This is a genomic window from Streptosporangium sp. H16 (assembly GCF_051918855.1).
GTDB lineage: Bacteria > Actinomycetota > Actinomycetes > Streptosporangiales > Streptosporangiaceae > Streptosporangium.
In genome coordinates this window covers 69,883-91,130 of sequence record NZ_JBPXMD010000029.1, presented here as the reverse complement: position 1 = coordinate 91,130, position 21,248 = coordinate 69,883, and the positions used below count along the sequence as shown (strand labels likewise).

Genomic DNA, 21,248 nt, shown 5'->3' with positions numbered 1-21,248 from the left:
CCACGCCCGGCCGGCCCCGTCACGCGGGGCCGGGGCCGGCCGCGGTCTCCAGCCAGGCGAGCGCGGCCTCGACGGTCCCCGCCGAGGTCACCCCCTCGGGCGAGGGCGGGCGGCGCACGACCACGACCGGCAGCCCCAGCTCGCGGGCGGCGAGCAGCTTCGCGGTGGTCATCTCGCCGCCGCTGTCCTTGGTGACCAGCACCTCCACCCGGTGCTCGCGCATCAGGGCCAGCTCGCCGTCCACCGTGAACGGCCCCCGGCTGAGCAGCACCTCCAGGCGCCGCGGGACGACCGGCCCCGGCATGTCCACCGAGCGGGCCAGGAACCACTGGCCGTCGAGGCCGGCGAAGACCGGCAGGCTGCGGCGTCCCGTGGTGAGGAACACCCGCTCCCCCAGCGAGGGCAGCAGCTCGGCGGCGGCCTCCAGGGAGGGCACCCAGCGCCAGTCGTCGCCGGGAGCCTCCCGCCAGCCGGGACGCCGCAGGATCAGCAGCGGCAGGCCCGTCCGGCGCGCCGCCTCGACCGCCGAGGCGGTCATCCTGGCCGCGAACGGGTGCGTGGCGTCCACGACGACGTGGACGCCGTGCTCCGCCAGCCACGCCGCGAGCCCGCCGGGGCCGCCGAAACCGCCCTCGCGCACCTCCCCCACCGGCAGCTTCGGGTCGCGGACCCGGCCCGCCAGCGAGGACACCACGCGCGTCCCCGCGCGCCCGGCGAGCGCGGCGGCCAGCCGCCTGGCCTCGTCGGTGCCGCCCAGGATCAGCACGTTCAGCGTGTTCGGCACGCCGTCACCTCGGAACGCGGGCTCAGTCACGGCAGCGGGCGGCCGAGTACAGGTGGCTGTCGGGAAACTCCGAGGCGGTCAGCACGCGGCCCACGACGATCACCGCGGTACGGAGGATCCCCGCGTCGCGGACCTGTCCGGCGATGTCGGCCAGGGTGCCGCGCAGGATCACCTCGTCGTCGCGGCTGGCCCTCGCCACCACGGCCACCGGGCAGTCGGCGCCGTAGTTGGGGACGAGCTCCGCCGCGACGGCCTCGATGCGCTGCACCGCCAGGTGCAGGACCATCGTGGCCCGGCTGCGGCCGAGCGTGCCGAGGTCCTCGCCCTCGGGCATGGGGGTGGCGCGCACCGAGGTGCGGGTCAGCACGACCGTCTGCCCCACCCCCGGCACGGTGAGCTCGCGCCGCAGCGACGCCGCGGCGGCGGCGAAGGCGGGCACGCCCGGGATCACCTCGTACGGCACCCCCTCGGCGTCCAGCCTGCGCATCTGCTCGGCCATCGCGCTGAACACCGACGGGTCGCCGGAGTGCAGCCTGGCCACGTCGTGCCCGGCCCCGTGGGCGGCGACCATCTCCGCGACGATCTCCTCCAGGGCCATCCTGGCGGTGTCGACCAGCCGCGCGCCCGGCGGGCACGACTCCAGCAGCTCGGCCGGGACCAGCGACCCGGCGTACAGGCACACCGGCGCGGACGCGATCGCCCGCTGGCCCCGCACGGTGACGAGGTCCGCGGCGCCCGGCCCGGCCCCGACGAAACGTACCGTCATCGCTTCTCCTCCGGGACCGGCGGCTTGACCGCGGTCCAGATCGTGACGGGCATCATGGGCCGCCAGCCGGTGAACCCGCCGACCGGGGCGGCCCGGCTGACCGCGAGCCGGACCATGCCGCCGCCGAGCCTGCCGTGCCAGCGGGCCAGGACCGCCTCGGACTCGACGGTCACCGCGTTGGCCACCAGCCTGCCGCCCGGCCGCAGCGCCTCCCAGCAGGCCTCCACCATCCCGGGAACGGTCACCCCGCCGCCGACGAAGACGGCGTCGGGCGGCTCCAGCCCGGCGAGCGCGGCGGGCGCGGCGCCGGTCACCACGTCGAGACCGGGAACGCCCAGCGCCGCGGCGTTGCGGGCGACCGCGGCCGCCCTGCCCGGGTGGGACTCCACCGCGACGGCCCGGTTGTCCGGGTGCGCGCGCATCCACTCGATGCCGATGCTGCCCGCCCCCGCGCCCACGTCCCACAGCAGCTGCCCGGGGACGGGTGCCAGCCGGGACAGGGTGACCGCGCGCACCTCGCTCTTGGTGAGCTGGCCGTCGTGCTCGAACGCCTCGTCGGGCAGGCCGGGCAACCGGGGCAGCGGAACGGTCCCGGCGTCGGCGCGGCACTCCACGGCGACGACGTTGAGGTCGTGGGTGGCGGGCAGCGACCAGCTGGCGGCCGTACCGGAGACCGCGCGCTCCCCGGCGCCGCCGAGCCGTTCCAGGACCGTCATCGGGCTCGCGCCGTAGCCTCGGGCGTTGAGCAGCCCGGCGACCCGGGCCGGGGTACGGCCGTCGGCGCTGAGGACCAGCACGCGGCGGCCGTCGTGGACGACCGGGTGCAGCACCTCGGCGGGGCGCGCCACGAGGCTGACCACCTCGACGCGGTCGGCCGCCCACCCGAGCCTGGCGCAGGCCAGCGAGACCGACGACGGGTGCGGCAGGACCCGGACCCGGTCCGCGCCGAGCAGCCGCACCAGGGTCGTGCCGATGCCGTGGAACATGGGGTCGCCGCTGGCCAGCACGCACACCCTGCGTCCCCGGTGGGAGGCGATCAGCGCGGGCAGGGCCGGCAGCAGCGGCGAGGGCCAGACGACACGCTCGGCGCCGGGTTCGATCCCGGCACCGGGTTCGGCGTCGGCTTCCGGGACCAGGCCCAGCTGCCGGGCGCCGCCCATCAGGACCTCGGCGGCGCGCAGCTCGCGCCGCGCCGCCTCGGAGAGACCGGCCCAGCCGTCGTCCCCGATCCCGACGACGGTGACGACGGGATCGGAGGCGAGGCCGGTGGTGGCGGGGTCAGACATTGCCCAGCACCCGGGTGATGCGGATCTCGACCACGACGCGGGCGGGGTTCTCCCGCGGCGCGCGGTAGCGCTCGGCGTAGCGGCGCTCGGCGTCCGCGACCGACCCGGGGTCGGTACGGATCACCGCGCGCCCCTCCAGGGTCGACCAGCGGCGCCCGTCCACCTGGCAGACCGCGACGGCCGCGCCCTCGTCCCCCGCCGCGAGCACGTGGCGGACCTTGTGCGAGCCACCCGAGGTGATCACCCTGGCGATCCCCGCCTCGGCGTCCAGCGTCACCCCCACCGGGATGACGTGCGGCGTGCCGTCGGCGCGCACGGTGGTCATCGTGCACAGGTGACGCTCCCGCCAGAACGCGCGGAGTTCCTCCCCGAGATCCTTCAACAGCCGATCCTTCCCCGATACCGTTTGCCGGGCGACATGGTAGCCCCGGGCCGCGCCCGCCACCGGACCCGGCCGCCGGTCAGGCCCCACGCCCACCCCTGCCGGACCGGACCGAGGCCGAGCGGCGCCGCTCCGGCCGGGGCGGCGCAGGCCGGCCCGCCCCCCTCGGCCGGTGCCGGTCAGCCGTCCACGACGGGCCGGTCGCGCTCCTCCTCGTAGGCCCGCAGGACCTCCTCACGCCGCTCCGCCGGGAGCCGGTCGATGTAGAGGCGGCCGTCGAGGTGGTCCGTCTCGTGTTGCAGGCACCGGGCCAGCAGCCCGGTGCCCTCAACCGTCAGGGGCGCCCCGGTGACGTCGAAGCCGTGCACGACCGCCCGGTCGGGCCGGGCGAGCGACGCCCGCTGTCCCGGCACAGAAAGGCACCCCTCGTCGTAGTCCGCCAGGGTGCGCGCGGCGGCCTCGGGCAGCACCAGGACCGGGTTGACCACGACGCCCTTGCGGTACTCCTCGGTGTCGTCCGGGCAGTCGTAGACGAACACGCGCAGGGGCACCCCGATCTGGTTGGCCGCGAGCCCCACGCCGTCGGCGGCGTACATGCCGGCGAACATGTCGTGCACCAGCGTGGCCAGGTTCTCGTCGAAACGGGTGACCGGCTCGCAGGGCCGGTGCAGCACCGGGTCGCCGACGTGACGGATGGGCGCGGGCCGGCCCTCTCCACTAGCCTCCACCGCTCAGCCTCCCGGGTTGAAGATGACGTCGTCGGGCGTGATTCTCACGGTGATGCGCCGCTCATCCGGGGTCCGGAAGGGATGGGACTCCGCGGTGCTGTGCAACGAGCCGTCCGGCCTGACGGTGGTCGCCCAGGCGTGGATGGGCTGCCTGAGCAGTTCCCTGGCGTCTTCACTGAGCTTTCCCACGGGGACCTCCACGTCATGGACGATGCCTATGGAGTCATCGAACATCACGCACGCGTGATCGCTTCCGTCGCCCCCGGGAAACCGCGGGAGGCTCGCGAAACCGGGCGCGCGTCCGGTCCGGGGCGGACCGGGGTGGGACGGAGCCGCACACGATCCCGATCGATCACTCAGCATTGACGATCAGTGACTCTGCGCGTTACCACTTGACCCGGCTTCATGCTGTCGCAGGACGACACGCCGCCGCACTGAGCGGAGCGAGGCCTCATGCAGAGCGTGCCGCCCGTCCAGGACGTGCCCGCTTCCCCGGGCCGGGGGCGAGACCCCCGCCCCCGGCCCTCACCCGGCCGGCGCACCCCAGGCAGGCGGCATCCTGGTAGGCATGAGCTATCGCATATGCGTGGTGTGCATGGGCAACATCTGCCGCTCCCCCATGGCCGAGGTCGTGCTGAGGAAGACCCTCGACGACCACGGTCTCGGTGACCTCGTCACGGTCGACAGCGCGGGCACCGGCGGCTGGCACCAGGGCGGCCCGATGGACGCGCGGGCCGCCGAGACGCTCTCCGAGCACGGCTACGACGGTTCGGAGCACCGGGCCCGGCAGTTCCTGAGCCACTGGTACGACCGGGTCGACCTGGTGCTGGCCATGGACGCCCACAACCTCGGCGCCCTGCGCCGCCTCGCCCCCGACGGCGCGGACGTGCGGCTGTTCCGCTCCTTCGACCCCGCCGCGCCCGAGGGCGCCGAGGTGCCCGACCCCTACTACGGCGAGCGCGAGGGCTTCGCCGAGGTGCTGGAGATGGTCGAGGCCGCCTCCAAGGGCCTGGCCGAGCACCTGGCGGCCACTCTCAGGTGAGATCTCCCGCCGGCCCCCCGCTTCCGGCCGTCGCCGCCACGACCGGTGAGGGGTTCGGTTTTTCCGTGACGGCATTTCGCCTGCGCCCGCGCCACCGCCTTTACAGTGTAGATCAAAAGCTGGCCCCCGGGGTTCGCGATGCCGATAATTCGAATGACCGCCCCGGGAAAGATCGGGACAATCAGCAGGTATGCGCCACTGGCCTCTGCTGATCATGCCCCGGCTCGAACTGCGGATCCCGGTTCCGGTGGAGATCCACGGCCTGCAGCCATGCCTGCCACACTTCGGTCTGCGTTGACCGCATACCCGTTGGGAAACGGTGCGTCGCCGTTGCCGCGCCGGTCGGCCTCGTCCCGTCACGCGTGTCTGCGGGGAGGCTCGCCGCCTGGTCGATCCGCCGGAGCGACCCTTCGCGTGGCGATGAGGTAGGTGACCGCGGCCGTGAAGGCGAGCAGGGCGGTCCAGTCGTTGAGGCGCAGACCGAGGATGTGGTGGGTGGGGTCGATGCGGAGCCACTCGATCCAGGCGCGACCGGCGGTGTAGGCGGCGACGTAGAGCGCGAATGTCCGGCCACGGTCGAGCCGGAACCGCCGTTCGGCCCAGATGACGAACCCGGCCACGCCCAGGTTCCACAGCGACTCGTAGAGGAAGGTCGGATGGTAGGTGGCGGTGGATTCCATACCCGGTGGCCGATGGGCGGGGTCGATCTCCAGCGCCCAGGGCAGGGTCGTCGGCCTGCCGTACAGCTCCTGGTTGAACCAGTTGCCCCAGCGGGCGATCGCCTGCCCGAGCGCGATCCCGGGCGCGACGGCGTCGGCGAAGTCGCGCAGCGCGACGCCGCTGCGGCGGCAGGCCAGCCACGCGCCCACCGCGCCGCCCGCGACGGCGCCCCAGATGCTGATCCCGCCCTCCCAGATCGCGAACGCGCGCAGCGGGTCGTCGCCGGGGCCGAAGTACTGCTGCCAGTCGGTGGCCACGTGGTAGAGCCGGGCACCGACCAGGCCGAACGGCACGGCCCAGGTGGCGATGTCCCCGACCGCGCCGGGCTCGCCGCCGCGAGCGGCCCAGCGGCGCCGGGTCACCCAGATGCCGACGAGGACGGCGAGCAGCATCAGCAAGGAGTAGGCGCGGATCGGGAGCGGGCCGAGGTGCCAGACGGCTTGGGTCGGGCTGGGGATGGCGGTCACGCCGTCGAGTCTGGTCCCGGTACGGCGGCGCCCGCATCGAACGGAACACCGATCACGTGATCAGTCGACTGGTTGATGCCGAGCGGACGGGTGGTTGATTATCGTCGGCGGTGTGGAGTCCTGGGAGCGGTCGCAGCGCCGGTGGCAGCACGCCTTCTTCGCCTCATGGCTGGTGCTGACCTCGGCCGGCCCCCTGAAGGAGGCGGGCCAGGTGCTCCCGGTCGTGCTGGTGGCCGGGCTGGCCGCCTGGTACGCGGTGTGGTTCGTCCTGCGCACGCCGCCCTCCGACGGCGTGCCCGCGCCGTACACGCTCGGCGGTGGGCTGCTCTGGCTGGGGCTGTTCGCCATCGACTCCTCCTTCCTGGTGGTCGTGCTGAGTGTGCTCGTGCCGTACTGCATGGACGCCGTGCGGGTCGGGCTGGTCGCGGTGGTGTCGTGCGCCGGGGGCTGGCTGTGGCATCGTTTCCACGCGACCGGGTCGATCACCTGGGCCGAGATCGTCATCGCCGCGCTGATCGCGATCAGCGCGGCCACCGCGGTCGGGTACTTCGGCTCGGTGTCCCGGCAGAGCGCCGAGCGCAAGCGGCTCCTCGACCGGCTGCAGGTCGAGCAGGAGGCGCGGGCGGCGGCCGAACGGCAGGCGGGCGTGGCGGCCGAGCGGCAGCGGCTGGCCCGCGACATCCACGACAGCCTGACCCAGGGGTTCGCCAGCGTGGCGATGTTGCTGGAGGCGGCCCAGGCGACCCTGCCGGACAACAAGCACCTGACCCAGGCGCTGCGGGCGACACGGGAGAATCTGGCCGAAAGCCGCCGGGTGGTGAGAGCGCTGCGCCCCGGCCGGCTCGACGAGTGCGGCCTGCCGGAGGCCCTGCAGTGGCTGTCCGGCCGGCTGTCGGACGAGACCGGCGTCCACGCGCACACCGTGATCACCGGCAAGCTCCGGCCGCTCGAAGCCCAGGTTCAGGCGGAGCTGCTGCGCGTGGCGCAGGAGGCGGTCGCCAACGTTCGCCGCCATGCCCGCGCCGAGCAGGTCACGCTGACCCTGTCGTACATGGAGGACCTGGTCGTGCTCGACGTCCACGACGACGGCGACGGTTTCGATCCCGGACGGGCCGCCTTCGGGCACGGCCTTTCGATCATGCGGGAGAGGATGGAGCAGCTCGGCGGCACGCTGCTCGTGGAAAGTACCCCAGGTGCGGGCGCCACGGTGGCGGCCAGCCTTCCAGTGGTGACGCTGAGCGGGGCGCGATGACCGTCCGGGTCCTGATCGCCGACGACCACCCGGTGGTCCGCGACGGCATCCGGGCGATGCTGGGCACCCAGGACGATCTGGAGGTGGTCGGCGAAGCGGTCTCCGGCGCGGACGCGGTGCGGCTGGCGCGCGACCTGCGGCCCGACGTCACCCTGATGGACCTGCAACTGCCCGAGATCGACGGCGCGACGGCGATCGGCCGGATCCGCGAACACGACCCGGGCGCCAAGGTGATCGTCTTGACCACCTACGACACCGACGGCGACATCTCACGCGCCATCGACGCGGGGGCCACCGGCTACCTGCTCAAGGACACCGGCCGTGAGCAGCTGTTCGACGCGATCCGGGCGGCGGCGCGAGGGGAGAGCGCCCTGTCGCCGGCGATCGCGACCCGAGTGTTGTCGTGGGCGCGGGCCGATGCCCCCGATGCCCTCAGCGGCCGGGAGATCGAGGTCCTCGGCGCGGTCGCCCAGGGGATGAGCAACAAGGCCATCGCCGCCCACCTGTGCATCAGCGAGGCCACGGTCAAGACCCACTTGCTGCACATCTTCGCCAAGCTCGGCGTGGACGACCGCACCGCCGCGGTGACGGTCGCCGCTTCCCGCGGCATCATCCGGCTGGGCGGTTAGCCCCTTCGGCCGAGCTCAGCGGTGAGCCGGCCGCGCGGATGCGGGCCGGCGCCTCCGGCCGAGACCGCTCTGGGTCACCGGATCATCGGGAGTGAGCCAGAGCCGTCAAATCCGCGCGCGACACGGATGTCCGGCCCGCCGCGAGGTGAGTTCGAACGGTGCGGCGCTCACCGTCCGTCTGTCGTCGCGCGCGGAGATGGTGCCGGTGGACACCCCGGATCGTTGCCAGTGGACCGCGGCCAGGATGTTTGAATGAATCATGACCGCGCGATATGACGGCCAGGCCGAGTGGTACGACGACTACATCGGGCCCGGCGCCGCCGCCAACGTCGCCCACATGGCCGATCTCCTGGGCCCCGGTGAGGGCCTGTGCCTGGACATCGGCTGCGGCACCGGCCTCTACCTCGACGCCATCCGATCCACCGGCCGGACCGTCGTCGGCCTCGACCACTCGGCCGACCAGTTGCGTCTCGCCCGCCGCAGGGACGGCGCCCCGCTCCTGCAGGGTGACGCGACGACGCTCCCGTTCGCCGCGGACACCTTCGGCACCGTCACCGCGCTCTGGGTCTCCACCGATATCGGCGACTTCGCCGGGCTGATCAAGGAGGCGGCCCGGGTGCTGCTTCCGGGCGGGCTGCTGCTGTTCTACGGGGTGCACCCCTGTTTCAACGGTCCGCACATCGAGCTCCGTACCGACGGAGCGGTGGTCATCCACCCCACCTACCGGCTCAGGGGCTGGCACGAGCGCTCGCCGTGGTGGCGCGAAGGCGGGGTCCGAGACCGGGTCGGAATGAGCCACGTGCCGCTGCCCGACCTGGTCAACGCGTTCATCGACGCGGGACTGAGCATCGATCGGCTCTTCGAGCCACGCGAGCACGCCATCCCATCGGTGCTGGCGGTAAGGGCGTTCCACCGATACTGAGCCGACCGCCCTCAGCCGGCGGCGGCGGTCCGCCGTACGCGAGAGGCCCGGGATCTCCCCCAGGGCTCGCCACCACGCGTCGCCGGTCACCGGACGTCCCTGCGGGTGAGCGCGACGGCCGCCGCGCCGAGGGCCGCGACGACGTACAGGGCCATCACAGCCAGCGCCGCCGCCGGGGACAGCCCGATCCCCGCGGCCGCGTCGCCGAGCCCGACCGCCAGGGGCGGCTCGCCCGCGGCCTGCCGGGTCAGGTCCTCCAGCAGCACCGAGCCGACCCTGGCGTTCCACGGCTCGGGCAGCGCGGTCGCGAACCTCGGCAGGACGTACAGGTACGCGACGACGCCGGTGATCGCCCCGGCGGTGGAGCGCAGCACGACGCCCGCGCCGAGCCCGACCATGGCGAGCACCACCGCCGACAGGCCGGCGGCGAACATCCCGGGAAACTCCTCCCACAGCGGCGTCGCGAAGCCCGGGATCGGGCGGTCGCCGATGATCAGCCGGCCGGCGGCGAACGTCACCAGCCCGCTCCCCTGCCCCACGGCGAACGCGACGGCGGCCACGACCGCCGCCCTGGCCGCCAGCACCACCGCGCGCTGCGGCACCGCCGTGAAGGTGGTGCGGGCCATGCCGGTGGCGTGCTCGGAGGTGAACGCGAGGACCCCGAGCACGGCCATGCAGATCTGCACCGGCAGCAGCAGGAGCTGCTCGGGCCGCGCGGCGCGCAGGGTGGCCCGCCGTTCGGGAGGCAGCCCGTCCCACAGACCGCCCACGTAGAGGGTGAACACCACCATGAGCACGACGGAGGCGGCGACGGCGGTCAGGACGTACCAGGTGGAGCGGACGGTGCGCAGCTTCAGCCACTCGGCGGCCAGCACGTCCGCTGTCGGCCGGCTCCCCGTCACCTCGCGGCGCGGGAGACGCGGGAGACCGGTCATCGCCCGCCCGCCAGGTACTCGGTGCTGTCGCCGGTCAGCTCCATGTACGCCTCCTCCAGCGAGGCGCCGCGCGGGGTGACCTCGTGCACGGCGAGGCCGGCGGCCGCGGCCAGGTCCCCGATCCGCGCGATGTCCAGCCCCCTGACGACCAGTCCCCCGCCCGGTTCCGTCCCGACCGTCGCGCCGGCGGCCTCCAGCACGCCGGTGAGCTCGGCGGTGCGCGGTGAGCGCACCAGCACACCCCGGTCGCGGCGGGCGGCCAGGTCCCCGACCGTGGTCTCGGCGACCAGCCGGCCGCGCCCGATGATCACGAGGCGGTCGGCGGTGAGTTCCATCTCGCTCATCAGGTGGCTGGAGAGCAGCACGGTGCGTCCCTCGGCGGCCAGCGAGCGCATCAGGTGGCGGATCCACCGCACGCCCTGCGGGTCGAGCCCGTTGACCGGCTCGTCGAACATCAGCACGCCCGGGTCGCCCAGCAGTGCCGCCGCGATCCCCAGCCGCTGCCGCATGCCGAGTGAGAGGTCACCGGCCCGCCTGCGGGCCACCCCCGCCAGGCCCACCCGCTCCAGGACGGCGGCCACCCGCGAGGCCCCGATCCCGTTGCTCCGCGCCAGGCAGCGCAGGTGGTCGTAGGCGCTGCGCCCGCCGTGCACCGCGTTCGCGTCGAGCAGCGCGCCGACCTCGTGCAGGGGGTGCCGCATCGTCGCGTAGCGGCGCCCGTTGATCAGCCCCTGGCCGGAGCTGGGGGCGTCCAGCCCGAGCAGCACCCGCATCGTGGTCGACTTCCCCGCGCCGTTGGGGCCAAGGAACCCGGTGACCAGGCCCGGCCTCACCTGGAACGACAGCCCGTCCACCGCGACGGTCGCGCCGTGGCGTTTGGTCAACTCCCTGACTTCGATCATGCCGTCGAGGCTCTCGCGGGGCAGGCCCCGGGCGCGTCGGGCCAGGGCGGGCACTTCGCGGTCGGTCCCGGGTCCGACGGCGACGCCCGCGGCGCGGGAGGGTCGGTCCCGGGGATGACGTCCCGTGGGGGGAGGCGGGGACGCGACCTTGGCGGATACGGTCTCATCGTGGACCTCACCATGGACGACTCGCTCTTCCCGCGGCACTGGAGCCGCGCCCGGCTCGTCCGCCTCGACACCCTGGGGGCGGCGGGGTACGCGCTCGCGCTGCTGCTGTTCGGAGCCGGGCACCCGGACCCGGCGGTGCCCGCGTGGGCGCGGTTCCTGATCCTGGCCGGGATCACCCTGCCGCTCGCGGTACGGCGGCTGTGGCCGCTCACCGTCTTCTGCGCCGTCCTCGCGATGTCGCTGGTGTCCCTCGTCGTCCTCGGCACGGTACACGACAGGTTCGCGGCGGCGGCCTTCGCGATCTACATCGTGGCGCTCACCCGGCCCCGGCCCCGGTGGGAGCCCACGATCGCGATCGGCGCCTGCGGCGCGGTGGCCGTCCTGCTGCTGTCGGCGGTGGGCACCTCCGCCCCGGCACCCGGCGTCGCCGGGCCGCTGCTGGTGGGGGTGGCGTTCATGGGCGGCGCCTGGGTCGCGGGCCGCGCCGTGCGCGAGCGGCGGGCGTACACGGCGCGGGCGGCCGAGCAGCTCGCGGGCCGGGCGGTGGCCGAGGAGCGGCTGCGGATCGCCCGCGAGCTGCACGACGTGGTGGCGCACAGCATGAGCCTGATCGCGGTCAAGGCGGGCGTCGCCCACCACGTCGCCGCCGTGCGGCCCGAGGAGGCCACGGACGCGCTGCGCGTCATCGAGACCACCAGCAGGGGCGCCCTGGCGGAGATGCGCCAGCTGCTGGGAGTGCTCCGCTCCGACCTCGACGCCGACCACGACGCCGATCTCTGCGCGCCGCCCGCCCTCGCCCCCTCCCCCGGCCTCGCGGGTCTCGCCGGCCTCGTGGAGCGGGCGTCGATGGCCGGGGTGCGCGTCGAGCTGGACGTCCGGGCGACCGGCCTGCCCGAGGGGGTGGAGCTGTCGGTCCACCGGATCGTCCAGGAGGCGCTGACCAACGTCGTCAGGCACGCCGCCCCCGCCCGGTGCCGGGTCTCGGTCGAGGCGTCCGGGGGCGAGGTCCGGGTCGAGGTCGCCGACGACGGGCCCGGCGAGCGGGTGCTGCCCGGCGGGCCGGGGCACGGGCTGATCGGGATGCGCGAGAGGGTGGCCGTGTACGGCGGGACCTTCACGGCCGGGCGCCGCCCGGAGGGCGGGTTCGGGGTCTCGGCCCGCATCCCGTACGAGGAGACGCGCGTGCCGCACCGGGAGGCGCGCGCACCGTGCGAGGGGACGTTCCCGCCGCCCCGGGGAACTCACCCGCCGCACGTGCCGCACGGGGAGACGGCCGGGTCACCCGGCACGACGCGCGTGCCGCAGGAGGAGGCCCGGTGATCCGGGTGCTCGTCGCCGACGACCAGGCGCTGCTGCGCGGGAGCTTCCGGGTGCTGGTGGACACCGCGCCCGACCTGGTGACGGTCGGCGAGGCCGGGACGGGTGCCGAGGCGGTGGAGCTGGCGCGCGGCGGGTCGCCGGACGTCGTGCTCATGGACGTGCGGATGCCGGAGATGGACGGCATCGAGGCGACCCGCCGCATCTGCGGCCCGGCGGGTGTCCCGGGCGTGCGGGTGCTCATGCTCACCACGTTCGACCTGGACGAGTACGTCTACGCGGCGCTGCGGGCCGGGGCCAGCGGTTTCCTGCTCAAGGACACCCCGCCGGGCGACCTGCTGGCCGCGATCCGGGTGGTCGCCTCCGGCGAGGCGCTGCTCGCGCCGACGGTGACGCGCCGGCTCATCGCCGAGTTCTCCCGGCGTCCCGAACCGGCGCGCCCGACGGCCCGCGAGCTCGACGGGGTCACCGGGCGGGAGCTCGACGTGCTGGCGCTCGTCGCCAGGGGACTGTCCAACACGGAGATCGCCGACCACCTGACCCTGAGCCTGGCGACCGTGAAGACGCACGTGGGCCGCCTGCTCGGCAAGCTCGGCGCGCGCGACCGGGCCCAGCTCGTCATCGTCGCCTACGAGACGGGCCTGGTCACGGCGGCTCGCCCGCCCCGCTAGGCCGGCCCCCGCACCCCCACCCCTCGGCCCCGCCGTGACGGGCCCTTTCCGGTATCGGACCGGCCGGGCGCCCGCCGTCCCCCGCCCTCGCGCGGCGGGGGACGGTCCGGTCAGGTCAGCGGGGCTCGCCGGTGCCGGTCGCGCGTTCCAGGACCTCCAGGACGGTCCCGGCGAGCAGCGCGAGCTTGGAGGAGTCGGGGGCCGCCGGGGCGCACCGGGCGACGGCCAGCCCGGCCGCCCGGTCCAGGGGCTCGCCCGCCAGGAGCGCCTCCTCGACCTCGGGCAGGCGGACGGGGACGCGGGCGACGCCCCCCGCGGCCACCCGGGCGAAGGTGATCCTCCCGCCGTCGTCGACGACGAGCCGCGCCACCGCCTCCACCAGCGGCCACTCGGCCTCCGACCTGCCGATCGCCCGGTGGTAGGCGGCCCGCTCCCCCGGCACGGGCGGCGGCAGGACGACGGACAGAAGGATCTCCCCCGCGGCCAGCAGGTGGTCGCGGGAGGGGTCCGAGCCGTCTCCGTACAGCTCGGCGATCGGGAACGCGTCCCTGCCGTGCACCTCGACGAAGGCGTCGCAGGCGAGCAGGGCCACCGCCAGCGACGACGGGTGCGGCGCGACGCACGGGCCGGTGTCGAGGATCACGGCGTTCGGGGCGAGCCCGGCGCGTGCCGGGCAGTGGTCGCCGCCGTCCTGGTGGCAGGAGAAGGCCGGGTTGCGGAAGTACGCGCAGCGGTTGCGCTGTAGCAGGTTGCCCCCGACGGTGGCTACCTCCCGGATCTGGGGGGTGGCCAGACCCGCCGCCGTCAGCGCCAGGCAGGGGTGGTCGGCGGCCAGGCGCGCGTCGCGGGCCACCCGCGCGACCGTGGTCAGCGCGCCGATCCCGGCGGAGCCGTCCGGCCGCCAGGTGACGCCGGACAGATCGGGCAGGCCGCGCAGGTCCACGTGCGGCCCCGCCGCGCGGCGGCCCATCAGGTCGGTGCCTCCGGCGCGGAACTCGCCGCCGCGCCGCACGGCCTCGCCGAGGTCGGTGAGTACGGTCATCGAACACCTTCCAGTGCGGGGATCATCGAACAGCTTCCGGCGCGGATCCGCGGGAAGAGGATCACCGGTTGATCCCCTCGAGGAGCCGGTCGGGACGGATGGGCAGGTCGTGGGGGCGCCAGCCGGTGGCGTTGTGGACGGCGTTGCCCACCGAGGCGGCCACGCCGACCGTGGAGATCTCGCCGACCCCGACGCCGTGGCCGTTGACGTGGTCCCACCCGTCGCGGTGGAAGTGCACGGTGATCTCCGGGGTGTCGCCGATGCCGGGGATGCGGTAGTCGTCGAGGTTGGCGGTCAGCACGACTCCCGTCACCGGGTCGACCAGACGCTCCTCGTACAGGGCGTAGCCGATGCCCTGCACGACGCCGCCCTCGCACTGGCTGCGCGCCAGCCGCTCGGCGTAGATGTGGCCCACCGCGATCCCGGCCCACACCCGCAGCGGCCTGACGGCGCCCAGGCGGGTGTCGACCTCGACCTCGGTGACGTGGACCGAACCGCTGAACCCGCGGCCGATCGCCATGCCGCCCACCGGGAACGGGGTGACGTAGCCGCGCCGGTCGCGGCGGCGCCCGCCGACGACCCGGGCGCCGTCGGTCAGGCCCAGCTTCCGCAGGCGCCGCGCGGCGTCGCGCGCGGCGGGGGCCACCGAGACCGTGGTGCGGCTGCCGATCGAGGCCGGCCCGTGCACGGTGCCCGTCCTGCCGATCTCGACGCGGACGCGCTCGGCGGGCAGCCCGAGCTCCTCGCCCACGACGCCGGCGATGACGGTGCGGATGCCGGTCCCGATGTCCTGGGTCGTGGTGCGGGCCACGACCACGTCGCCCTCGACGCGCAGCTCCACCTCCGTGCCGGGGTCGAGCATGTAGGCCCAGTTGGCGGCGGCCACCCCGACGCCCCGGCGGAAGCGGCCCGTCTGGGAGCCGGTCCGCGGCCTGGCCGTCCACCCGGGCAGGGCCGCGGCCAGGTCGTAGAGGGCGTGCCGCTTGCGGTTGCCGTCCCAGCGGCGGCGCAGCGCGATCGGGTCCTCGCCCCGGCGGTGGGCGGCCTCGTCCACCGCCTGCTCCAGCGCCCAGAGCATGGGCGGCGCCCCCGGGCCGCGGAACGGGGTGCCCGGCGGCTCGTTGGTGACCACGTCGTAGTCGCGGAGCCGCCGGGGCGCGGTGCCGTACATGAGGCGGGCCATCACCGCGACGGCCGACCCGATGGCCACGCCGCCGCGCCCGTGGACGTCCATGGTGAGGGCGACGAGGTCGCCGCGGTCGTCGGTGAGCAGTTCGAGGGTGGTGCGGGTGCCGGGGCGGTTGCCCGCGTCGGTGAGCTCCTCGGCGCGGCCGAACACCACGCGCACCGGCGCGCCGCAGGCCCGCGCGAGCTCGACGGCGGCGATCGTCTCCGTGCCGACGCCGCTCTTGGCCCCGAAGCCGCCGCCGACGTGGTCGGTGACGACGTGGACCCGCCCGGCGGGCAGGTTCCACCGCTTGGCGGCCTGCTCGGCGGCCACGCCCACGGTCTGGGTGGACAGGTGCAGGTGCAGGTCGCCCTCGTCGTCCCAGCGGGCGACGCAGGCGTGCGGCTCCAGCGGGGTGTGGACCTGGACGGCGGTGGTGAAGGTGCCGGTCACCAGGCGGGGGTCGGCGTCGCGGCGGGCGGCCTCGATCCGCTTGACGGCGGTGCGCCCGCGCCAGCTCGCCCTGGTGAAGGGACCGCGCACGTTGCCGTTCCAGTCGCCGGGCAGCTCCAGCCCCTCGCTGGAGCTGGGGACGTGCTTCTTGGCGACCTCGTCGTAGACGGGTGGGGCGTCCGGCGCGTCGTCGAGCGCGGCGGGCATCGGGTCGTAGCCGATCTCGGCGGCCTCCGCGATCGCCAGCGCCTCGCGGCGGGTGGGGGCGGCGACGGCGGCGACGGGCTGGCCCGCGTAGCGGACGGTACGGTCGGGCGGCAGCAGGTCGACCACGTGGGCGGCGTCCACCCTGACCGAGGTGACGCGGGCGTGCGCCCTCGCCGAGCGGATGATCACCCCTTCCAGCTGGCCCTCGAGGCGCACGTCGGTGGTGTAGCGGGCGCGGCCGGTGACCTTGTCCATCGCCTCCACCCGGGCGGGTGTCCCCGCGGCGCCGTCGTGCTCGCCCCGGCAGGCGGCGGCGATCGCGGCGTGGATTCCCTCGTACGCGCCGCACCTGCACAGGTGACCGGCGAGGGCGGCGGCGATCCGCTCGCGCGGTGGCGCGACGTCGCCGTGCTCGGCGCGCCAGGCGTCGACGAAGGCGGCGCCCTCGACCGCGAACCCGGGCGTGCAGTAGCCGCACTGCAGGCCGTCGTGGACCGCGAGCGCCCGCTGGACGGGGTGGTCGAGGCCCTCGGCGGTGGTGATCTCGCGATCCTCCAGCGCGGCGGACGGCAGCAGGCAGCTCGCCTGGGGCACCCCGTCCACCATGACCGTGCACGCGCCGCAGACTCCGGTACGGCAGGCGGCCTTGGCGCCGGTGAGGCCGAGTCCTTCGCGCAGGACATCCACGGCGGCGTCGTCGGGGCCGGCGTCCACCGTGGCGGGCAGTCCGTTCACCGTGATCTTCATAGCTCTCCGGTTGACGTCGTCAACATCATGTTGACAGTGTCAACCAGGTACGTTGACGTTGTCAACACACGAGGCCCGGGAAGGTGGACCTACATGGTGGACGACACCAGGACCCGCCTGGTCGACAGCGCGCTGAGACTGCTGCGCGAGGGGGGCCTCGACGCCGTGACGCTGCGCGCCGTCGGCGACCTGGCCGGCCTGTCCCGTACGGCCCCCTACCGGCACTTCAGCGACAAGACCGCGCTGCTGGCGGCGCTCGCCGTCCGGGTCATCGCCGATCTCAGCGCGCACGTCGCCGCGGCGATCCTGGAGGGGACGAGCCCGCGCGACCGGCTGCGGGCCTTCTACCTGAGCTACGTCGAGTACGCCACGACGCACCGCGAGGAGTACCGGCTGGTGTTCGCCGCGGAGTTCCTCGCCGGGGACCACCCGGAGCTGGAGACGGCGATCGACCAGGTGACGACCGCGCTCGGCATGCGGGGCCCCTGGGACGGGCCGGCGTCCAAGGCCCGGGTGATGGCCCTGCTCTCGACCGCCCACGGCCTCGCGGAGTTCGCGGTGGCGGGACAGTTCACGCACAAGGAGATCGGGTACGCGGACATCGTCGACGTCATCGTGGCCCGCGACGGCGAGCCGTGACAGCCGGTCGTGACAGCCGGTCGTGACGGTGGGCCGCCGGCGGGTCAGCCGGGGACGGCGTCCCTGGGCTCGCCGGCGGCGGGCGCGTCGAGGGCGGCGGCCCGGCCCTCGGAGGGGACGGGCAGGACCCCGCGCTCGGCGGCCTTCGCCACGTTGCGCAGCATCGGCCCGAAGATCAGGCTGTGGAAGGGCGCGACCGACCACCAGTAGAGGTGCCCGGCCAGGCCGCGGGGGTGGAAGATCGCCCGCTGGCCGTAGACGGTCTCCCCCCGGTGCGTGAGCACCCGCATCTCCAGCCAGGCGAGGCCGGGCAGGCGCATCTCCGCGCGCAGCCGCAGCAGGCGGCCCGGCTCGACCTCCTCGACCCGCCAGAAGTCGACCGAGTCGCCCACCCGGAGCCGCTTGGGGTCGCGGCGCCCCCGGCGCAGGCCCACGCCGCCGACCAGCCGGTCGAGGAGGCCGCGCAGGCTCCAGGCCAGCGGCAGGGAGTACCAGCCCGACTCCCCGCCGACGGCCTCGACGACCGCCCACAGGGCCTCCGGCGAGGCGCCGACCCGGCGGGCCCGCGCGTCGACGTACAGGCTGCCGCCCGCCCAGCCGGGGTCGGTGGGCAGCGGGTCGCTCGGCGCGCCGGGGATGGAGGCCGAGGACCAGCGGGTGACGACCCTGGCCTCCTTGATGCGCTCCAGGGCGAGTTCGATCGCCCGTCTCAGCCCGGTCAGGCCGCCGGGCGGGTCCTCGACGTGGCGGGCGATGTCGTGCTCGCCGCAGACGGCCTCGTTGCGCAGCGACTCCACCAGCGGGCGGGCCAGGCCCGCCGGGACCGGGGTGACCAGTCCCACCCAGTGGCTCGACAGGCCGGGGCTGAGCACCGGGACCGGGATGATCAGCCGGCGGTGCAGCCCGGCGACCTCCGCGTAGACCCGCATCATGTCGGCGTAGGTGAGCACGTCCGGGCCGCCGATGTCGAAGGAGCGGTTCACCTCCTCCTCGACGGAGGCCCAGGCCACGAGGTAGCGCAGCACGTCGCGGATCGCGATGGGCTGTGTCCTGGTGGCGACCCAGCGCGGCGTCGTCATCACGGGCAGCCGCTCGGTGAGGTAGCGCAGCATCTCGAAGGAGGCGGAGCCGGATCCGATGATGACCGCCGCCCGCAGCACCACCGCGGGCGTCGAGGAGCGCAGGAAGATCTCCCCCACCTCGACGCGGGAGCTCATGTGCGGCGAGAGCCTCTCGCCCGGCGCGGGACCACCGGGGTGGGAGGGCCTCTCCTCCGGGACGAGACCGCCGAGGTAGACGACGCGGCGGACCCCCGCGCGCTCGCACGCGGCGGCGAAGGTGGTGGCCGCCTCGCGGTCGGCGGCGGCGAAGTCGCTCCCCCCGCCCATCGTGTGGATGAGGTAGTAGACCACCTCGATGCCCTCCAGGGCCCTGGCGGCCTGCTCGGCGTCGGACGCGTCCGCCTGGGCGACCTCGACCCGGGAGGCCCACGGCTGGTCACGCAGGCGGCCGGCCGACCTCACCATGCAGCGGACCTCATGACCCGCGTCGAGCAGTTCGGGGACGAGCCGCCCTCCGATGTATCCGGCCGCGCCGGTCACGAGACATCTCATGCCCACATCTTCGTACGGCGCCGCCCGGCGGTTGCGGGCGGGCCGCGTCCCCGGCTCGGAAACCTCGGGTGCGACGCCGCCCGGCGGTCGCGACGGGCCGCGTCACCGGCTCGGAGACCCCGCGTACGGCGCCGCCCGGCGATCGCGACCAGGCCCGGTCGCGAGCGGGCCGCGTCACCGGCTCGCAGCCCCGCGCTCACCGGTCCCGCGAGCCCCGTTTCCGGCTCACAGCCTCCGCTGGAACTCCTCGCGGATCCCCAGGAGGATCTCACGGGTGCGCGTGGCCGGCTCGGCCTCGATGCACAGGCGCTCCATGACCTCCAGGTAGCTGTCGACGTCGTCGCGCTTCTCCAGGTAGACGGCGCTGGTGAGCTGCTCCATGTAGACGACGTCGGGCAGGTCGGGCTGGGAGAACCGCAGGATGCTGAAGGGCCCGCCGGCCGCGGCGTGGCCGCCGACGCTGAAGGGCACGATCTGGACGGTCACGTTGGGCAGTTCGAGCGCCCGCAGGATGTGGTCGATCTGCTCGCACATCGCCTGGACCCCGCCGAGCGGGCGGCGCAGCACGGCCTCGTCGAGCACGGCCCACAGGTGGGGCGGCTCCGGACGGCGCAGCAGCCGCTGGCGCGCCATGCGCAGCTTCACCCTGCGGTCCAGCTCGTCGTGGGAGGCCGAGGGGAAGCCCAGCCGGACGACGGCCCGCGCGTAGCCCTCGCTCTGCAGCAGGCCGGGCACGAACTGCACCTCGTAGTTGCGGATGACGGCGGCCGACTCCTCCAGGCCCACGTACGTCTCGAACCAGGGGGGCAGCACGTCGTTGTAGTTGTGCCACCAGCCGGTGAGGTTGGCCTTCTCGACGAGGGACAGCAGCGGCTCGCGCTCGGCGTCGCTGGTCACCCCGTACAGGGTGAGCAGGTCGGCCACGTCCCTGATCCGGAAACTGACCCTGCCGAGCTCCATGCGGCTGACCTTGGAGTGCGAGGCGCGGATGGAGTGCCCCGCCTCCTCCAGCGTGATGCCCCGCTGCTCGCGCAGGCGGCGGAGCTGCGCGCCCAGGACGATCCGCAGCACGGTGGAACTGCCCCGCGGCGCGGCCATCGAGGTTGGACTGACCGGTGGGCCGTCGGCGTCGGGTGTGATCATCTGCAGTCCTTCGGGCGCGGAACGCGAGCCTCTGCGCACTCTTTGTGGCGATCGCGAGCCTTCACGGTACTCCGCTCGCCGCGTCCAGACCATAGAGAGTTTTATTTTTCAATCACAGTCCCGGCCCCTCAGATGATCAGGTCGTCGAACTCCCCGCCCTTCACCCCGCGGACGAAGTCGTCGGCCTCGCGGCGGGTGTAGATCAGCGCGGGGCCCTCGGGATCGCGGGAGTTGCGCATCGCGACCCTGCCGTCGGGGAGCTCCGCGAGTTCCACGCAGTTGCCGCTGGGGTTGCTGAAGTGGCTCTTGCGCCACACGACGCCGTCCATCAGGGCGGCCGACATGCCGTTGTACAGCTGGTTCATCCTCGCCTCTCACCGGTCGGGGAGGGAAACAACACTTCGAGCATAGGGCTTTTGTGCAGATGCACGTGCATCTGTACTTGCCTATGCACATTACGGAGGGCAAGATGGCTAGACGGATCAACCTCGCCATACGATCGCCCCCCTCCCCAAGGTCGCCGATGACTGGTTACCAAAGACACGAAGCCACACCTATCCGAGCTGAGATCGGAGGGTGGGAACGGTGGTTGTCGATGCTTGATCACCTGCTCCCCCCGAGCGGCCTGCCCCCCTGGGCCGGCAAAGAGGGCCACGCCGGCCAGTTGCAGATGGCCGTGCGCAGCCTTCGTTACGACCCGTGCGCGGCACGGACCGCCCGCGAGTTCACCACCAGGTCGCTGAGGGCCTGGGAGCTGGAGCCGCTGATCGACGACACCGGCGTCGTGGTCTCCGAACTCGTGACCAACGCCCTGCGCCACGGCACCCGCGGCGTCCTGCACGCCCGTTCCTTTCCCGAGGTCAAGGTGATCCTCTGCCACACCGAGCGCTCGGTGCTGTGCGCGGTCACCGACCCCAGCGACCAGGGGCCCTGCCTGCGCGAGCCCGACTACGAGGCGGAGAACGGCCGGGGGCTCCAGCTGGTCGACGGCGTCAGCGAGACGTGGGGCTGGGCCCCGCTGGAGAGCCGCGGCAAGGCGGTGTGGGCGGCCTTCGCCCTGCCCCCGGCGGGGGAACGCCACCTGGAGGCCTGCCACTGACGGCACCCGCCCGCCGACGACACCTGGAAGCCCGCCGCCGACGGCGCGGGGAAACCCGTCCCGGCGGCCCGCCCGTCACCGGCGAGGGAGACGCGGAGCAGGGGGTACGGACCGCCGAGTATCCAAAAAGTGACATGAGCAGAAGGAGGCTCTGGCAAGAAATACA

22 protein-coding genes are annotated in these 21,248 nt (G+C 74.3%); 8 read left to right on the top strand and 14 right to left on the bottom strand.

Annotated features, from left to right (window positions below; all coding sequences use genetic code 11):
* Positions 1-19: 19 nt before the first annotated feature.
* The 6 genes from ACTOQ2_RS34450 to ACTOQ2_RS34425 form a co-directional block, all read right to left on the bottom strand.
* Positions 20-784: a cobalt-precorrin-6A reductase gene (locus ACTOQ2_RS34450; protein WP_440105005.1), complete on the bottom strand. Its 765-nt coding sequence runs from the start codon at positions 782-784 to the stop codon at positions 20-22.
* Between the two features lie 22 nt (positions 785-806).
* A complete protein-coding gene (gene cobM / locus ACTOQ2_RS34445) occupies positions 807-1,550 on the bottom strand; it encodes a precorrin-4 C(11)-methyltransferase (RefSeq protein ID WP_440105004.1) in 744 nt (247 codons plus the stop codon).
* Positions 1,547-2,836 (bottom strand): precorrin-6y C5,15-methyltransferase (decarboxylating) subunit CbiE, encoded by a 1,290-nt coding sequence (cbiE, locus tag ACTOQ2_RS34440; protein WP_440105003.1) that lies wholly within the window; start codon positions 2,834-2,836, stop codon positions 1,547-1,549. Before cbiE ends, cobM begins: the two co-directional genes overlap by 4 nt.
* Entirely contained in the window at positions 2,829-3,218 is a 390-nt protein-coding gene (locus ACTOQ2_RS34435; RefSeq protein ID WP_440070865.1) for a pyridoxamine 5'-phosphate oxidase family protein, read from the bottom strand. Before ACTOQ2_RS34435 ends, cbiE begins: the two co-directional genes overlap by 8 nt.
* A gap of 179 nt (positions 3,219-3,397) precedes the next feature.
* Positions 3,398-3,946 (bottom strand): peptide deformylase, encoded by a 549-nt coding sequence (def, locus tag ACTOQ2_RS34430; protein WP_440105002.1) that lies wholly within the window; start codon positions 3,944-3,946, stop codon positions 3,398-3,400.
* A 3-nt stretch (positions 3,947-3,949) separates the two neighbouring features.
* The gene (locus ACTOQ2_RS34425) at positions 3,950-4,135 is read right to left on the bottom strand and encodes a hypothetical protein (protein WP_440105001.1); all 186 of its coding nucleotides are present in this window, start codon (positions 4,133-4,135) and stop codon (positions 3,950-3,952) included.
* A 379-nt stretch (positions 4,136-4,514) separates the two neighbouring features.
* Here ACTOQ2_RS34425 and ACTOQ2_RS34420 point away from each other — a divergent pair, with 379 nt between their 5' ends.
* A complete protein-coding gene (locus ACTOQ2_RS34420) occupies positions 4,515-4,988 on the top strand; it encodes a low molecular weight protein-tyrosine-phosphatase (RefSeq protein WP_440105000.1) in 474 nt (157 codons plus the stop codon).
* Positions 4,989-5,344: 356 nt separating this feature from the next.
* On the opposite strand, the gene lgt is transcribed toward ACTOQ2_RS34420, so the two are convergent.
* On the bottom strand, positions 5,345-6,175 hold the full coding sequence (gene lgt / locus ACTOQ2_RS34415) for a prolipoprotein diacylglyceryl transferase (RefSeq protein ID WP_440104999.1): 831 nt from the start codon (positions 6,173-6,175) through the stop codon (positions 5,345-5,347).
* A 112-nt stretch (positions 6,176-6,287) separates the two neighbouring features.
* Between lgt and ACTOQ2_RS34410 the strand changes: the two genes are divergently transcribed.
* From ACTOQ2_RS34410 to ACTOQ2_RS34400, 3 genes are all read left to right on the top strand, one after another.
* Positions 6,288-7,427 carry a sensor histidine kinase gene (locus ACTOQ2_RS34410; protein WP_440104998.1) on the top strand — a complete coding sequence of 380 codons (1,140 nt, stop codon included), beginning with the start codon at positions 6,288-6,290 and terminating at the stop codon, positions 7,425-7,427.
* Positions 7,424-8,056: a response regulator gene (locus ACTOQ2_RS34405; RefSeq protein ID WP_440070857.1), complete on the top strand. Its 633-nt coding sequence runs from the start codon at positions 7,424-7,426 to the stop codon at positions 8,054-8,056. The genes ACTOQ2_RS34410 and ACTOQ2_RS34405 overlap by 4 nt, the downstream gene beginning before the upstream one ends.
* Before the next feature lie 259 nt (positions 8,057-8,315).
* Entirely contained in the window at positions 8,316-8,978 is a 663-nt protein-coding gene (locus ACTOQ2_RS34400; protein ID WP_440104997.1) for a class I SAM-dependent methyltransferase, read from the top strand.
* 86 nt (positions 8,979-9,064) lie between these two features.
* On the opposite strand, the gene ACTOQ2_RS34395 is transcribed toward ACTOQ2_RS34400, so the two are convergent.
* Both ACTOQ2_RS34395 and ACTOQ2_RS34390 read right to left on the bottom strand, forming a co-directional pair.
* Positions 9,065-9,913, bottom strand: a complete 849-nt coding sequence (locus ACTOQ2_RS34395; RefSeq protein WP_440104996.1) for an ABC transporter permease — start codon at positions 9,911-9,913, stop codon at positions 9,065-9,067.
* Complete coding sequence (locus ACTOQ2_RS34390) at positions 9,910-10,815, bottom strand: ABC transporter ATP-binding protein (protein WP_440104995.1); 906 nt, start codon at positions 10,813-10,815, stop codon at positions 9,910-9,912. Before ACTOQ2_RS34390 ends, ACTOQ2_RS34395 begins: the two co-directional genes overlap by 4 nt.
* Before the next feature lie 168 nt (positions 10,816-10,983).
* On the opposite strand from ACTOQ2_RS34390, the gene ACTOQ2_RS34385 reads away from it, so the two are divergent.
* Both ACTOQ2_RS34385 and ACTOQ2_RS34380 read left to right on the top strand, forming a co-directional pair.
* Positions 10,984-12,303 (top strand): histidine kinase, encoded by a 1,320-nt coding sequence (locus ACTOQ2_RS34385; protein WP_440104994.1) that lies wholly within the window; start codon positions 10,984-10,986, stop codon positions 12,301-12,303.
* Positions 12,300-12,971: a response regulator gene (locus ACTOQ2_RS34380; RefSeq protein WP_440070852.1), complete on the top strand. Its 672-nt coding sequence runs from the start codon at positions 12,300-12,302 to the stop codon at positions 12,969-12,971. The genes ACTOQ2_RS34385 and ACTOQ2_RS34380 overlap by 4 nt, the downstream gene beginning before the upstream one ends.
* Before the next feature lie 115 nt (positions 12,972-13,086).
* Here the strand turns inward: ACTOQ2_RS34380 and ACTOQ2_RS34375 are convergent, their stop codons facing one another.
* Complete coding sequence (locus tag ACTOQ2_RS34375; protein ID WP_440104993.1) at positions 13,087-14,013, bottom strand: FAD binding domain-containing protein; 927 nt, start codon at positions 14,011-14,013, stop codon at positions 13,087-13,089.
* A gap of 61 nt (positions 14,014-14,074) precedes the next feature.
* Positions 14,075-16,588 carry a molybdopterin-dependent oxidoreductase gene (locus ACTOQ2_RS34370; protein ID WP_440104992.1) on the bottom strand — a complete coding sequence of 838 codons (2,514 nt, stop codon included), beginning with the start codon at positions 16,586-16,588 and terminating at the stop codon, positions 14,075-14,077.
* Between the two features lie 93 nt (positions 16,589-16,681).
* On the opposite strand from ACTOQ2_RS34370, the gene ACTOQ2_RS34365 reads away from it, so the two are divergent.
* The gene (locus ACTOQ2_RS34365) at positions 16,682-17,227 is read left to right on the top strand and encodes a TetR/AcrR family transcriptional regulator (protein WP_440070849.1); all 546 of its coding nucleotides are present in this window, start codon (positions 16,682-16,684) and stop codon (positions 17,225-17,227) included.
* Positions 17,228-17,271: 44 nt separating this feature from the next.
* Here the strand turns inward: ACTOQ2_RS34365 and ACTOQ2_RS34360 are convergent, their stop codons facing one another.
* The 3 genes from ACTOQ2_RS34360 to ACTOQ2_RS34350 all read right to left on the bottom strand — a co-directional run bounded on the left by ACTOQ2_RS34360 (position 17,272) and on the right by ACTOQ2_RS34350 (position 20,348).
* Positions 17,272-18,840, bottom strand: a complete 1,569-nt coding sequence (locus ACTOQ2_RS34360; RefSeq protein WP_440104991.1) for an SDR family oxidoreductase — start codon at positions 18,838-18,840, stop codon at positions 17,272-17,274.
* Positions 18,841-19,065: 225 nt separating this feature from the next.
* On the bottom strand, positions 19,066-19,983 hold the full coding sequence (locus ACTOQ2_RS34355; RefSeq protein WP_440070847.1) for a helix-turn-helix domain-containing protein: 918 nt from the start codon (positions 19,981-19,983) through the stop codon (positions 19,066-19,068).
* 128 nt (positions 19,984-20,111) lie between these two features.
* Positions 20,112-20,348, bottom strand: coding sequence for a DUF397 domain-containing protein (locus ACTOQ2_RS34350; RefSeq protein WP_440083279.1), 237 nt, complete (start codon positions 20,346-20,348; stop codon positions 20,112-20,114).
* A gap of 230 nt (positions 20,349-20,578) precedes the next feature.
* On the opposite strand from ACTOQ2_RS34350, the gene ACTOQ2_RS34345 reads away from it, so the two are divergent.
* Entirely contained in the window at positions 20,579-21,082 is a 504-nt protein-coding gene (locus ACTOQ2_RS34345; RefSeq protein ID WP_440104990.1) for an ATP-binding protein, read from the top strand.
* Positions 21,083-21,248: the final 166 nt, after the last annotated feature.

What these genes read in the sequence shown, in the direction of transcription:
- cobM (WP_440105004.1), bottom strand. Translation starts at nt 1,550, where the DNA reads ATGACGGTACGTTTCGTCGGGGCCGGGCCGGGCGCCGCGGACCTCGTC.
- cbiE (WP_440105003.1), bottom strand. Translation starts at nt 2,836, where the DNA reads ATGTCTGACCCCGCCACCACCGGCCTCGCCTCCGATCCCGTCGTCACC.
- ACTOQ2_RS34420 (WP_440105000.1), top strand. Translation starts at nt 4,515, where the DNA reads ATGAGCTATCGCATATGCGTGGTGTGCATGGGCAACATCTGCCGCTCC.
- ACTOQ2_RS34405 (WP_440070857.1), top strand. Translation starts at nt 7,424, where the DNA reads ATGACCGTCCGGGTCCTGATCGCCGACGACCACCCGGTGGTCCGCGAC.
- ACTOQ2_RS34400 (WP_440104997.1), top strand. Translation starts at nt 8,316, where the DNA reads ATGACCGCGCGATATGACGGCCAGGCCGAGTGGTACGACGACTACATC.
- ACTOQ2_RS34395 (WP_440104996.1), bottom strand. Translation starts at nt 9,913, where the DNA reads ATGACCGGTCTCCCGCGTCTCCCGCGCCGCGAGGTGACGGGGAGCCGG.
- ACTOQ2_RS34390 (WP_440104995.1), bottom strand. Translation starts at nt 10,815, where the DNA reads ATGATCGAAGTCAGGGAGTTGACCAAACGCCACGGCGCGACCGTCGCG.
- ACTOQ2_RS34375 (WP_440104993.1), bottom strand. Translation starts at nt 14,013, where the DNA reads ATGACCGTACTCACCGACCTCGGCGAGGCCGTGCGGCGCGGCGGCGAG.
- ACTOQ2_RS34370 (WP_440104992.1), bottom strand. Translation starts at nt 16,588, where the DNA reads ATGAAGATCACGGTGAACGGACTGCCCGCCACGGTGGACGCCGGCCCC.
- ACTOQ2_RS34365 (WP_440070849.1), top strand. Translation starts at nt 16,682, where the DNA reads ATGGTGGACGACACCAGGACCCGCCTGGTCGACAGCGCGCTGAGACTG.
- ACTOQ2_RS34360 (WP_440104991.1), bottom strand. Translation starts at nt 18,840, where the DNA reads ATGAGATGTCTCGTGACCGGCGCGGCCGGATACATCGGAGGGCGGCTC.
- ACTOQ2_RS34355 (WP_440070847.1), bottom strand. Translation starts at nt 19,983, where the DNA reads ATGATCACACCCGACGCCGACGGCCCACCGGTCAGTCCAACCTCGATG.
- ACTOQ2_RS34350 (WP_440083279.1), bottom strand. Translation starts at nt 20,348, where the DNA reads ATGAACCAGCTGTACAACGGCATGTCGGCCGCCCTGATGGACGGCGTC.
- ACTOQ2_RS34345 (WP_440104990.1), top strand. Translation starts at nt 20,579, where the DNA reads ATGCTTGATCACCTGCTCCCCCCGAGCGGCCTGCCCCCCTGGGCCGGC.